At 70.4% G+C, this 13,012-nt stretch carries 11 protein-coding genes; 9 read left to right on the plus strand and 2 right to left on the minus strand.

The features are described 5' to 3' along the window. Window positions 1–48: 48 nt before the first annotated feature. A complete protein-coding gene (locus tag FL311_RS03115; RefSeq protein ID WP_046711169.1) occupies window positions 49–462 on the plus strand; it encodes a hypothetical protein in 414 nt (137 codons plus the stop codon). Between the two features lie 10 nt (window positions 463–472). Here the strand turns inward: FL311_RS03115 and FL311_RS03120 are convergent, their stop codons facing one another. Together FL311_RS03120 and ligD are read right to left on the minus strand one after the other, a co-directional pair. Beyond that, window positions 473–1,417, minus strand: coding sequence for a DMT family transporter (locus tag FL311_RS03120; protein ID WP_141323355.1), 945 nt, complete (start codon window positions 1,415–1,417; stop codon window positions 473–475). Window positions 1,418–1,495: 78 nt separating this feature from the next. Beyond that, window positions 1,496–4,159 (minus strand): DNA ligase D, encoded by a 2,664-nt coding sequence (ligD, locus tag FL311_RS03125; RefSeq protein ID WP_141323357.1) that lies wholly within the window; start codon window positions 4,157–4,159, stop codon window positions 1,496–1,498. Between the two features lie 202 nt (window positions 4,160–4,361). On the opposite strand from ligD, the gene FL311_RS03130 reads away from it, so the two are divergent. From FL311_RS03130 to FL311_RS03165, 8 genes are all read left to right on the plus strand, one after another. Continuing rightward, the gene (locus tag FL311_RS03130) at window positions 4,362–4,679 is read left to right on the plus strand and encodes a PQ-loop domain-containing transporter (protein ID WP_141323359.1); all 318 of its coding nucleotides are present in this window, start codon (window positions 4,362–4,364) and stop codon (window positions 4,677–4,679) included. 122 nt (window positions 4,680–4,801) lie between these two features. Then, window positions 4,802–5,287: a ferritin-like domain-containing protein gene (locus FL311_RS03135; protein ID WP_141323361.1), complete on the plus strand. Its 486-nt coding sequence runs from the start codon at window positions 4,802–4,804 to the stop codon at window positions 5,285–5,287. 95 nt (window positions 5,288–5,382) lie between these two features. Then, a complete protein-coding gene (locus FL311_RS03140) occupies window positions 5,383–6,855 on the plus strand; it encodes an erythromycin esterase family protein (protein WP_141323363.1) in 1,473 nt (490 codons plus the stop codon). A gap of 66 nt (window positions 6,856–6,921) precedes the next feature. Next, a complete protein-coding gene (locus FL311_RS03145) occupies window positions 6,922–8,430 on the plus strand; it encodes an erythromycin esterase family protein (RefSeq protein ID WP_141323366.1) in 1,509 nt (502 codons plus the stop codon). A gap of 66 nt (window positions 8,431–8,496) precedes the next feature. After that, complete coding sequence (gene hutF, locus FL311_RS03150) at window positions 8,497–9,879, plus strand: formimidoylglutamate deiminase (RefSeq protein ID WP_141323368.1); 1,383 nt, start codon at window positions 8,497–8,499, stop codon at window positions 9,877–9,879. Window positions 9,880–9,936: 57 nt separating this feature from the next. Then, window positions 9,937–11,070, plus strand: coding sequence for an acetylornithine deacetylase (gene argE / locus FL311_RS03155; protein WP_141323370.1), 1,134 nt, complete (start codon window positions 9,937–9,939; stop codon window positions 11,068–11,070). A gap of 254 nt (window positions 11,071–11,324) precedes the next feature. Beyond that, window positions 11,325–11,912, plus strand: a complete 588-nt coding sequence (locus FL311_RS03160) for a flavodoxin family protein (protein WP_141323372.1) — start codon at window positions 11,325–11,327, stop codon at window positions 11,910–11,912. Between the two features lie 181 nt (window positions 11,913–12,093). Then, entirely contained in the window at window positions 12,094–13,002 is a 909-nt protein-coding gene (locus tag FL311_RS03165) for a DUF2167 domain-containing protein (RefSeq protein ID WP_141323374.1), read from the plus strand. Window positions 13,003–13,012: the final 10 nt, after the last annotated feature.

Genomic DNA, 13,012 nt, shown 5'->3' on the forward strand with positions numbered 1-13,012 from the left:
CGGAGGCCGTCGGTCCTATCCTGGGCCCGGCCTCTTCGCGGGAGTCGCATGGCAAGGGATTGGGAGCAGGAGTGGAGCCACGGCGCGCAGCGTGCGTGGTTGGAAGCGCCGGACATCCTGTGGGCGCGCTTCCGGGGCGCCATCACCGAGGACACGTCGCGCTGGTCCTGTGGCCTGTACCAGTCGCTGTCCGCCGAGGGGCGCTTCTACCTGGCGGCGGACATCGCCGACTCGCAGCTGAGCCCGGAGTCGCGCCGCTACCTGGTGGAGCACGCGAAGGCGGACTGGTTCCTGGGCATCGTCTACGTGGGCGCGGCGCTGGAGCAGAAGGCCACCACCAAGAGCCTGATGGTGGGCTCCATGCTCACCGGTGGTCGTCCGCTGGACGTGCGCTACGTGGACACGCTCGACGAGGCGCGCGCGTGGATTCAGGAGCACCGCGCGCTGAACGCGTCGCGGTGAGCGAGTGGCTTCAGCCCCGGGCCTGTTCGTCGGGCCGGGGCGGGGACTGCTGGGGCAGCGCGTTGGCCAGGGCCGCGCTCCCGAGGATGAGCGCGCCGCCCACGACCAGGGACAGCGTGAGCGGCTCGCCGAGGAACGCGACGCCCAGCACCACCGCCATCAGCGTGTCGAGCAGCGCCATGATGCCCAGCGCGGTGAGGGAGATGCGCGGCAGGAGCCAGTAGAGGCACAGGTAGGTGAACGCGGTGCCGAAGATGGCCAGGTAGAGCACCGCTCCCACGGCGCGCGGTGTCCACGTCACGGCGGCGTTCGACTCCAGCAGGAACGAGAGCGCGAGCAGGGGCGCGGCGCTGCTGAGCGCCTGTCCGAAGACGAGCACGCGCGGAGGCACGTGCGCCATGTGGCGACGCACGAGCACGTTGGCCACGGCGATGAGGACCACGGAGAAGAGCGTCATCCCCACGCCCAGCAGCATCTTGCCGGACAGCGCCATCCCCTGGATGTCGGAGGACTGGAGCAGCACCACGCCCGCCACGCCCAGGCCCGCGGCCAGGAGCTTGCCGGGGGTGAGGGGTTGGTCCGGCAGGAGGACGCGGCCGACGAACAGCAGCCACACCGGGAAGGTGGAGAACAGCAGCGCGGCCCAGCTGGACGGAATCCACTGCTGCGCGAAGAAGAGCAGGGTGAAGGGCGCCGCGAGCTGGAGCATGCCCAGCGCGGCGATGCGTCCTCCGGTGCGCGCGTCCACCTGTCCCGCGGCGCGGGCGAAGGGCAGCAGGACGAGCCCCGCCACCAGCATGCGCGTGCCGAGGAAGCGCAGGGGCGGCAGGTCCTCCAGGCCCACCTTCACCACGGACCAGGTGGAGCCCCAGAGGAGGAAGCAGGTGCAGTAGGCGAGGGCGACCTTCAGACGGCTCGCGGGCTTCACGGGGCCGGAGGCGACAGCGGAGTCCATGGTGGCGTCGCCCCATAACACCCGCCCCGACGTCATGCACGGTGTGTCGCGAGGGGAAGCGGCGAGCCGCCAGGCGTGTCAGTCCGGCAGCCGCTGCGGATGCTTCAACGCGGGAGCGAACAGGTCTCCCACCTGGTCCAGGCGCTTCTCGAGCGTGCGGAGGTTGAAGCGCGCGGGGTCGAGGCGCCGGGTGACCTCGCTCCACTTCAGGGGCGCGGAGAAGGGCGCGCCCTCCTTGGCCCGGAGGGAGTAGGGCGCGACGACCGTCTTGCCGCGCGCGTTCTGTCCCGCGTCCAGGTAGAGCCGGCCCTTGCGCGCGCGGATGCCGCGCACCGTGGTGGCCAGCTCACCCAGCCGCGCTTCCAGTGCATGGGCCAGCGCGTCCGCGTGCGCCTGGACCTTCGCGTACGTGTGTCCGGGGGCCAGGGGAATCATGACGTGCAGGCCGCGCTTGCCGGAGGTCTTGGGGTAGCTGTCGAGGCCCTGCTCCTCGAGCAGTCCGCGCAGCGCGAGCGCCACCGTCACCACGTCGGACCAGCCGCCCTTGCCCGGGTCCAGGTCCATGGCCAGGAAGTCGGGCTGCGAGAGCCTGGGCGCGCGGCTCAGCCACATGTGGAGCGTGAGCGCGGATTGGTTGGCGAGCCACAGCAGGGGCTCCTCGCCGTTCACGTTCACGTGGCGCAGCGTCTTGTCCAGGTGGCGCACGCGCTGGGTGGGCACCCACGCGGGGATGCCCGACAGCTCGTGTCGGAAGAAGCCCGGCGCCTGGATTCCCGCGGGCCACTGCTGCACGGAGATGGGGCGGTCCTCGAGGACGGGGACCATCAAGGGCGCGACCTCTCGGTAGTACTCGAAGACATCCGCCTTCGTCAGGCCGGCCTCCGGGAAGAGCACGCGGTCCCCGTGCGTCAGCGTGGCGTGCCCGTCGCGCGACGAGGGAGGAGAGGTGCGCGCGGCCTGGGCGCGCGGTGCTCTGAGCGAGCCCGTCGAGTGACGTTGTCGTGAGCCGCCAGCGGAGGCCGTGCGCCGCGAAACGCCACGCACGGGCGCGGTGGCGCGGCGCTGTCTTGTGCCAGCCGCCGTGGAGGTCTCATCCGAGGTCTTCCGTGCCCCTCGCGAGGCAGGCGCGGGACGCTCACGGACCACCTCCGTCGGAGCCTTGTCGATGCGCAGCCCCTGGTACACGGGTTGGCGCAGCCGTCCGTCCTCGGTCCACTCGCTGAAGTTCACCTGCGCCACGTGCCGGGGCTTCACCCACACCGCGCCCTTGCGCGGCTTCGCGTCCACGGCCGCGGGCTTGCGCGCCACGTCCTCGTCGAGCAGCCGCCGCAGCTCGCGCCGGTCCTTCGACGTGAAGCCCGTGCCGACCTTGCCCACGTCGTGGAAGCCGTCCTCTCGATGCACCCCGACGAGCAGCGCGCCGAGCTCCGTCCTGGAGCGCTCGTTCTGGATGGGCAGGTACCCGAGGATGACCACCTCCTGTCCCGCCACCACCTTGAGCTTGAGCCAGTCGCCCGAGCGCGTGTCCACGTACGTGGAGCCTCGCCGCTTCGCGATGAGCCCCTCCCAGCCCTTCCTGCGCGCCTGGTCCAGCGCGCGCTTCATCGGCAGCTCGATGCGCTCCGAGAGCTGAAGCGGGAGCTTCACGTGCTTCATCACCCGCTCCAGCCGCGCCCGTCGCTCCTCCAGCGGCAGGCCGCGCAGGTCCTCACCGTCGAGCCACGGGATGTCGAACACCACGAAGCGCTGCTCCACGCCCTCCAAGCCCTGCTGGAGCAACTGGAAGCGCGAGCGGCCCTTCGCATCCAGCGCGACGATTTCGCCGTCCAGCACCACGTCCTTCACGCGCAGCCCGCGCAGGGCCTCGGCGAGCGCGGGGAAGCGCTTCGACAGGTCATTGCCCCGCCGGCTCCGCAGCGCGAGCTTGCCGCCCACGAGCGCCGCCAGCGCCCGGAAGCCGTCGTACTTCACCTCGTAGACGTGCGTCGCGTCGGTGACCTCCTCCGGCACCGACAGGCGCGCCAGCATGGGCGCGCCCAATCGCTCCAGCAGCTTCGCCGGCGTGCGAGGTGTCGCCAGCGCACGAGGCTTGCGCTGCTTCGTGGACGTGGTCGTGACCTCCCGCGCGCGCGACGCGGGCCGCTTCCTCGCGCCCCGCTTCACCGGGCCCCGCGTCTGGACCTGTCCGCTCTTCACCGACTCGGGCCGCTCCGTGGTGATGTCGAGCGAGGGGTCCGCCGTCTCGTCCTTCGCCTTGAAGAGCAGCCACTGCGGCTTCTTCGCGCTCCCCCGGAGCCGGGTGCGGATGAGGTGCCAGCGCCCCCGCAGCTTCTCGCCCTGCAACTCGACGTGGAGCCGCCCGTGCTCGCGCTGCGCGTGGGCCTGTCCCGGAGGGACCGTGTCGAACGTGCCCCGGTCCCAGAGCAGGGAGTCCCCCCCGCCGTAGGCATCGTCGGGGATGTGTCCCTCGAAGTCGGCGTACGCGAGGGGATGGTCCTCGGTCTCCACCGCGAGCCGCTTGTCACCCGGGTCGTAGCTGGGCCCCTTGGGCACGGCCCAGCTCGCCAGCGCGCCATCGACCTGCAGGCGCAAGTCGTAGTGGAGGCTGGTGGCATCGTGCTTGTGCACCACGAAGACAGGCGCGCCGTCCGAGGAGGCCGGCGCCTCCGGAGCGGGCTCCGGGGTGCGGCGGAAGTCCCGCTTGCGGCGGTAGGTCTGGAGTCGTGTGCGTGCGCGGTTCACGACTCAACGGTCGGCATCCAGGAAGCCCATCGCAATGTCGACCGCGCCGTCCCGCGCCGAGCGCCCGCGTCACCTGCATCCGAGCGGACGACCCGACAAGCCCCGGCCATGTCGCCTGGACAGCGGGGTCTCCGTGAGCCTCTGAGGAATGCGCAGCTGTCGCCGCGCCCGCACATGCGCATCTGTACGCGGGAGGCGCTGCATGGGCATCGAGGCGGTGGGGTGGTTCAGTTCCTTCATCTTGTTGCTGACGTTGGGGACGCAGATCCACAAGCAGTGGAAGACCGGCTCCAGTGAGGGCGTCTCGCAGTGGCTCTTCCTGGGGCAGATCACCGCCTCCGTGGGCTTCACCACCTACAGCGTGCTGGTGGGCAACTGGGTCTTCGTGGTGACCAACGCGCTGATTCTGCTGAGCGCCCTGGTCGGCGAGCTCATCGTCCTCAAGCACCGCCGCGCCGAGCGTCGGGGCGCCCGCGGCGAGGGCTCGCTGCCGCTGCGCCCCGCGCATCCCCGCTCCTGAACCCACCTCCAGGCCGCCTGCCCGGTGTCAGAGCGGCCGGGCCGAGGCACCGGGGGACGGGTTGGCTCGTGGGAAGAGGCTTCTCACATTGCCTGCGGTCCCTAGGCTTGGAGGATGTCGACATGGCCGAGAAGTCCGAGGTGGCACGCCTGCGCAGCCTTGCGCAGCTCGACGCGGACGCGGTGGGCGCCTATGACGCGGCGCTCGCGCGCATCCCGGAGCCGCTGGTGCGTGAGCGGCTCGCCGAGTTCCGTGCCGACCACGTGCGACATGTCCGGGAGCTCAACGGCTTCATCCACCACTTCGGGGGCGCGCCGTTAGACTTGAGGCCCGACTTGAAGGGCGCGGCGATGAAGGGCCTGACGGCCATGTCCAGCCTGATGGGCACCGAGGCCGCGCTGGTGGCGATGCTCGGCAATGAGGAGTACTCGAACCGCTCCTACGACGTCGCCCTGCGCTTCGACTGGAGCCCCGATGTGCGCCTGCTCATCGAGCGACACCGCGAGGACGAGCGCCGTCACATCCTGTGGATCCGCGAGGCCGTCCGGACCCGCCCCTGGGAGAAGGAGCGCGCTCCGCTGCACGAGGGCTCCGAGGTCCAGGCCTGACCCGGGGCCCGCACAGGGGGCGGACTTCCCCCGGGCGATATGCCAGACGTGTGCCGCCGTTCTAGGCTCCCGGACAAGGACTCCCAGGAGGCGGCATGGTGCGCTCCGCAGTCGTCGCGGTGTTGGCAGGTCTGTTCGTCATGGGCTGCGCGGCCCATCGCAGTGATTTGGACTATCCGGACCGGGAGGCCATCTACGACCGGCCGCTCGAGGAGATGTGGCCGGAGGTCCAGGGCTTCTTCACCCGCAACCAGCTGCCCTTCCGCGAGGACAAGGGCAGCCGGGTGCTGGAGACGGAGTGGCGCCAGGAGTTCGGAGGCTCGAAGATCTCCGGCTTCTTCCACCGCTACCTGGTGGTGGGCCGGCGCGAGACGCCCACGACGAGCAAGCTTCAAATCTTCCGTATCACCAAGAGCCGGAACAAGACGCTGCAGAACCCGGCCGTGCAGATCGACTGGGGGGTCAACCGCAACCTGAACGGCGGGGCCGACTCGGAGACGCCCGGCCTGAGCGCGGAGGACTTCGAGGACCGGCTGGCGGAGCCTCGGGGTGAGAACGCCTTCTTCGCGGAGTCCGCGCAGGGCCAGCGCGACATGGTGATGGAGTGGCGGGTGTTCCGCGAGGTGGCGCCGCTCTTGTCGAAGGAGGAGAACGCGCCCAAGCAGGTGCAGGTGGCCAAGGCGCCCAAGGCCAAGGAAGCGCCGTCGCAGATGGCCATCGAGTGCGGCCTGCCCATCATCGGCCTGGGCAAGAAGGCGAAGCCGGGCACGGTGATGCTGCTGGGCGAGATGCACGGCACGCAGGAGGTGCCGCGCTTCGTGGCGCAGATGGCGTGTCAGGCGGTGGTCGCGGGGCTGCCGGTGACGGTGGGACTGGAGCTGCCGCTGGAGAACCAGGGACGGGTGGACACGTTCCTGGACAGCCCGGGCGGCGAGGACGACTGGCTCAAGCTGATGGAGGCGCCGTTCTGGCGCAGCCCGTATCCGGATGGGCGCGGCAGCGCGGCCGTGGCGAACATGCTGGAGCACCTGCGTCAGCTGCGCTCGCAGGGCCTGGACGTGGATGTCTTCGTGTTCGACCACCCGAAGGCGAACGGGCAGCAGCGTGAGGACGCGATGGCGGCCACGGTGGCGCTCCAGGTGGAGGCGGGGCCGAAGCGCTTCCATGTGGTGCTGTCGGGCAACATCCACTCGCGCACGAAGAAGGGCCTGCCGTGGAACAAGGACCACCGGCCCATGGGCTATCTCTTGAAGGAGAAGCTGGACGACGTGGTGGCGCTGGACATGGCGTACGACAGCGGCACGGCGTGGATCTGCTCGGTGGACAGCAAGGGCGTGCGAGACCGCCTGGACTGCGGCGTGCGCGACGCGAAGGGCAAGAACAACGGCGAGCGCTACTTCGTGCACACGTGGGACTCGGCGAACGCGGAGGGCTACCACGGGGTGTTCTACGTGGGCGCGGTGAATGCCTCCGCGCCGGCCATCCGCGTGGGTGACAGCGGCCCTGGCAAGGAGGGCAGCAAGAACCCCTTCACGCCCGAGGCAGGGAAGGTCGCGTCGTCGAGGTAGTTCCGGGCGATATGTCCGCCCTCCCGCTCGCGTTTCCCGCTCTGGAACGTGATGTCGGGAGGGTGGATGCGCTCGGTTCTTTACGCGGTGTTGTTGTTGTCGACGTGGGTGGGGCTGGGGTGCGCGGCCCACCGCAGTGACCTGGAGATTCCGGACCGGGAGGCCATCTACGACCGTCCACTGGACGAGATGTGGCCGGAGGTCCGGGAGTTCTTCACCCGCAACGAGCTGCCCTTCCGCGAGGACAAGGGCAGCCGGGTGCTGGAGACGGAGTGGCGGCAGGAATTCGGAGGCTCGAAGGTCGCGGGCTTCTTCCACCGCTACCTGGTCGTGGGTCGGCGCGAGACGCCCACGACGAGCAAGCTTCAAATCTTCCGCATCACCAAGAGCCGGAACAAGGCGCTGCAGAACCCGGCGGTGCAGCTCGACTGGGGCGTCGGGCGTGGCGTGGGGCTCAAGGGCGGGGACGGTGACATGGGGGCCACGGACGGAGAGAGCTCGGTGCTGACCAGCACCGAGGACTGGGAGGAGGTCATCGCGGAGCCGCGTGGTGAGAACGCCTTCTTCGCCGAGTCAGGGCAGGCGCAGCGCGACCTGGTGATGGAGTGGCGGGTGTTCCGGGAGGTGGCGCCGAAGCTGGCGAAGGAAGAGAACGCGCCCAAGCCGGTGCAGGTGGCCAAGGCACCCAAGGCCAAGGAAGCGCCGTCGCAGATGGCCATCGAGTGCGGCCTGCCCATCATCGGCCTGGGCAAGCAGGCCAGGCCCGGCACGGTGATGATGCTGGGGGAGCTGCACGGCACACAGGAGGTGCCGCGCTTCGTGGCCCAGACGTCCTGCCAGGTGACGGTGGCGGGGACGCCGGTGACGGTGGGATTGGAGCTGCCGCTGGAGAACCAGGGGCGCGTGGATGCGTTCCTCGACAGCCCGGGCGAGGAGGGTGACTGGCTCAAGCTGATGGAGGCGCCGTTCTGGCGCAGCCCGTATCCGGACGGGCGCGGCAGTGAGGCGATGGCGAACATGCTGGAGCAGCTGCGTCAGCTGCGCTCGCAGGGGCTGGACGTGGACGTCGTCGTGTTCGACCACCCGAAGGCGAACGGGCAGCAGCGCGAGGACGCGATGGCGGCCACGCTCATCCACCAGGTGGAGTCGGCGCCCAAGCGCTTCTATGTGGTGCTGTCGGGCAACATCCACTCGCGCACGAAGAAGGGCCTGCCGTGGAACAAGGACCACCGGCCCATGGGCTATCTCCTGAAGGAGAAGCTGGACGACGTGGTGGCGCTGGACATGGCGTACGACAGCGGCACGGCGTGGATCTGCTCGGTGGACAGCCAGGGCAAGCGGGACCGGTTGGACTGCGGCGTGCGTGAGACGAAGGGCAAGAACAACGGTGAGCGCTACTTCGTGCACACGTGGGACTCGGTGAACGCGGAGGGCTACCATGGCGTGTTCTACGTGGGCTCGGTGAACGCCTCCGCGCCCGCCGTGCACCGGGGGCTGGGGCGCCCGGGCGCGGATGACAACTCGAATCATCCGGCTCCCGACGAAGGCTGGAAGCTGGCGGAGTTCGGGCGCTGACAGCGACGCGGGCGGACCGCGTCACGGCTGCTGCGTGGCCCGGTCCGCTGACGTACGCTCGGCGGGGTGAGCGACATCACTGTCTACCAGCCGGACTTCCTGTACGTGGGAGGCCGGCTCATCGAAGGGGGCGCCCTGGCCGTGGGCGCCGATGGCCGCATCCTCGATTCGACCGCCGTGCCCGCCGGGGCGAGCGTCGTGCGGCTGCGAGGCCGCGCGTTGTTGCCGGGGCTCGTCAATGGCCACTCCCACGCGTTCCAGCGGCTCATCCGCGGGCGCACCGAGTATGTGGTCGCCGGTCACGAGGCGGATGACTTCTGGAGCTGGCGCGAGGCCATGTATCGCGCCGCCGAGTCCCTGGGGCCCGACGACGTCTACGTGGCCTCCCGACAGGTCTTCGTGGAGATGGCGCTCGCCGGCATCACCACCGTGGGCGAGTTCCACTACATCCACCACCAGCAGGATGGCACCCCGTACGCGGACCGGAACGTGCTGGCCAAGGCCGTCATCCGCGCCGCGCGGGACGCGGGCCTGCGCATCTGCCTGCTGCGCGTGGGCTATGCGCGCGCGGGCTTCCAGGTGGCGCCCAATCCCCGGCAGCGGCGCTTCATCGACCCGGACGTGGACACGTTCCTCGCGTCGGCGGAGTCGCTCGCGAGCGAGGTGAAGGGTGACGCGGCGGTGAGCGTGGGGCTCGCGCCCCACAGCGTGCGCGCGGTGCCGAAGGGCTGGCTGGCCGCCGTCGCCAAGGCGCGAGGCTTCCCCGTGCACATGCACGTCGCCGAGCAGCCCAAGGAGATTGAAGCGAGCCTCGCGGAGTACGGCCGCCGGCCCGTGGAGCTGCTGTCGGACCTGGGGCTGTTGGGGGCGGGCTTCACCGCCGTGCACGGCGTGCACCTGACGGACGAAGAGGTGTCCATGCTGGGCGCCGCTCGCGCGACGGTGTGCGCGTGTCCCTCCACGGAGCGCAACCTGGGGGACGGCATCGTCCCCGCGGACGCGCTGGTGAAGGCGGGAGCGCACATCAGCCTGGGCTCGGACAGCCAGGCGCACGTGGACCTGCTGGACGAGGCTCGTCAGCTCGAGGGGCACCTGCGACTCTCCCGGCTGCGGCGCTCGGTCCTGGACCCGGGAGGTGGAGAGGTCTCCGGCCTGGGCGCGCGGCTGCTGGACATGGCCACCGTGGACGGCGCGCGCTGCCTGGGGCTGTCCACGGGGGCGCTGACGCCGGGTGCGCTGGCGGACTTCTTCACGGTGGACCTGGGTCATCCGTCGCTCGTGGGCGCGGGGCCGGAGTCGCTGCTCGTCTCCATCGTCCTGGGCGCGGAGAAGGCGGCGGTGCGCGACGTGGCGGTGGCCGGACGGCTGGTGGTCCGGGACGGCGTGCATCCGCTGGCGGAGGAGAGTGGACGCGCCTTCCAGACGCTCGCGCATTCGCTGTATCGCTGACGGGGGCTGGCGCCTGATGCCGGGCGATGGCATGACGCTTCGACGGAGGAAGTCTTCATGAGCGACACGCTGCCCGCGCTGCGGGCCACCCTGGCGGAGCTGGTGGCGATGGACACCACGTCCGCTCGCCCCAACGCCCCGCTCATCGACTACGCGCAGGCGCGGCTGGAGAAGGCCGGGTTCAGCGCCGAGCGTCAGCGCTACACGGATGACGCGGGCGTGGAGAAGGTGAACCTGGTCGCGGTGAAGGGCGGCACGGGCCGTGCGGCGCTCGCGTTGGTGGGGCACTCCGACTGCGTGCCGTATGACGCGGCGTGGACGGACGCGCTGAAGCTGACGGAGAAGGACGGCAAGCTCTACGCGCGTGGCGCCTGTGACACGAAGGGCTTCATCGCGTGCGCGCTGCACGCCGCCGAGCGGGCCGAGAAGCCCTCCGCGCCGCTGATGGTGGTGCTCACCGCGGACGAGGAGATTGGCCTCATCGGCGCGAAGAAGCTGGTGGCCGCGGGGCTGGGCCGCGCGCGACACGCCATCGTCGGAGAGCCCACGAAGCTCACGCCGGTGCGCGCGAACAAGGGCTACTGCCTGGCGGAGGTGGAGGTGCTCGGCAAGGAGGGGCACAGCGCGTATCCGGACACGGGCGCGTCGGCCATCTTCCGCGCGGGTCGTTTCCTGAACCGGCTGGAGCAGTTGGCCACCACGGTGTTGCGCGAGGAACTCGACGAGGGCTTCCAGCCGCCCTTCACCACGGTGAACGTGGGCGTCATCCAGGGCGGCAAGGCGAAGAACATCCTGCCGGGCTCGTGCCGCTTCACGGTGGAGTGGCGGCCGATTCCAGGGCAGCCCACCGAGCGCGTGTCCGAGCTGCTGGAGTCCATCCGCCAGGAGCTGGTGCGCGACGAGCCCGCGTACGAGGCGCGCATCCGCGTGCTGCGCACGGACCGGGGTGTGAACACGCGAGCGGACGCGGAGGTGGTGCGCTTCCTGGCCGAGGCCAGCGGCAACGCGTCCACCACGGTGCCCTTCGGCACGGAGGCACCGCAGATGACAGAGCTGGGCGCGGAGGCCGTGGTGTTCGGCCCCGGCGACATCCGGGTGGCCCACCAGACGGGCGAGCATGTGCCCGTCGACGACCTGATTCGCTGCGAGGCCGTGCTGGCCCGCGCCGTCGCGCACTTCTGCGGCAAGTGAGTCGGCGGGCCGGCCCTGGTGGAGACGCGCGGTGCGCGAGCCCTCATGCCTGGGCCGGGTGAGTCCGAACGCCGACGGCGAAGCCCTATCGGCCGGACCCTCGTGGAGGCGCGAGGTGCGCGAGCCCTCGGGTCCTGCTCCTTGTCGTGCCTTTGCCGTCCGAAGGGGGCGCCTGGAGGCGCGGGCTCGACTCGTGCGCGACGCGACCGCCTTCGTTATGAAGGCCCGGTCGCTCCTTCTCCCGGACCTCCGTCATGCACTCCCGTCGACTCCTCTTCCTGCTCTCCAGTGCCCGTGAGAACGGCAACGCGGAGCAGCTCGCCCGCAAGGCCGCGGAGTCCCTGCCGACCGGCACGGTGGCGGAGTGGGTGAACCTGGAGCGTTACCGGAGCGAAATCTTCAAGGACCTGCGTCACTCCCCCGGCGGCTACACGCAGCCCCTGAGCCCCGAGCTGTGGGACCTCGCTCAGCGCACGGTGTCCGCCGACGAGCTCGTGTTCGTCGCGCCCGTCTACTGGTACGGCCTGCCCGCCAACGCGGTGTCCTACCTGGAGCACTGGTCCCACTGGCTGAGAATCACCGAGCTGCGCTTCCGCGAGCGCATGCGCGGCAAGGTGCTCTCGCTGGTGACCTCGCACTCCTCCGAGGAGGACGACGCCGTCGCCCAGCCCTTGTTGAAGAGCCTCCAGCTCAGCGCGGACTACATGGAGATGCACTGGCGCGGCGCGCTCATCGGTCACGGCAACATGCCCGGTCAGGTGCTCCAGGACCCACGCGCCGTCACGACCGCGCGCGACTTTCTCGTGCGTCCCGTGGTTGTCCCGAAAACCGAAGCTGCCTGAGTCCGTCCCCACACCAGCGCTGATTTGACGCGTGCTCCGACGCGTCGCTAGGGTGCCGCGCCTTTCGGCCCCGGGGGGCCCGCCGCGCATGTGCGTCGAGCCGCGCGCGGCATCGTCAGCCTCGCTGACGCTTCACGTCCCTCCGGCCGATTGTGTCTGGAATCCCTGGAGGGGGAGCTCAATGCAGTGTCGACGTGGGTGGTTCGCGGTGTTGTTGCTGGTGGGAGTGAGCGCGTGGGCCCAGGCGCCCGAGCAGCAGGAGGCCGCCGAGGCGGCGGAGGTGGCGGCCCCGGCATTGCCCGAGCTGCACCTGCGCACCGGCGTGGTGGTGCTGGGCAACGGCCTGGCGAAGATGAACGTCCCCGCCAACTTCGGCTACCTGTCGCCCGAGGACGCGGAGAAGGTGCTCGTGGAGGTGTGGGGCAATCCTCCGGGCACGAAGACGCTGGGCATGCTGGTCCCCTCGGACGTGAGCGTGGACGCGCCGGAGGGCTGGGGCGTCGTCATCCAGTACGACGATGACGGCCACGTGGAGGACAAGGACGCGGCCAGCATCGACTACGCTGAGCTGCTCGAGGAGATGCAGGAGGGCACGCGCGAGGAGAACAAGGAGCGCACCCGCGCGGGCTTCGAGGCCGTGGACCTGGTCGGCTGGGCCGCTACCCCGCACTACGACGCCAGCACGCGCAAGCTGTACTGGGCGCAGGAGCTGGCCTTCGGTGGCTCCAAGGAGCACACGCTGAACTACGCCGTCCGCGTGCTGGGCAAGGAGGGCGTGCTGGTCCTCAACGCCGTCTCCAGCATGGGGGCGCTGCCCCAGGTGGAGAAGGACATGCAGCAGGTGCTCGCCTTCACCGAGTTCCAGGAGGGCAACCGCTACGAGGACTTCGACCCCAGCACGGGCCGCGTCGCCGCGTATGGTGTCGCGGGCCTGGTGGCGGGCAAGGTCGCCGCCAAGGCGGGGCTCTTCAAGGGCCTGCTCGCGGTGCTGCTGGCCGGCAAGAAGGTCGTCATCGCCGGTGTGGTGATGCTGTTCGTCGCGCTGGGCAAGCTGTTCAAGCGCGGCGGCAACAGCGACGGCACGCCGTAGTCAGCTCCGC

Source organism: Myxococcus sp. AB025B (genome assembly GCF_006518215.1).
Lineage (GTDB): Bacteria > Myxococcota > Myxococcia > Myxococcales > Myxococcaceae > Myxococcus > Myxococcus fulvus.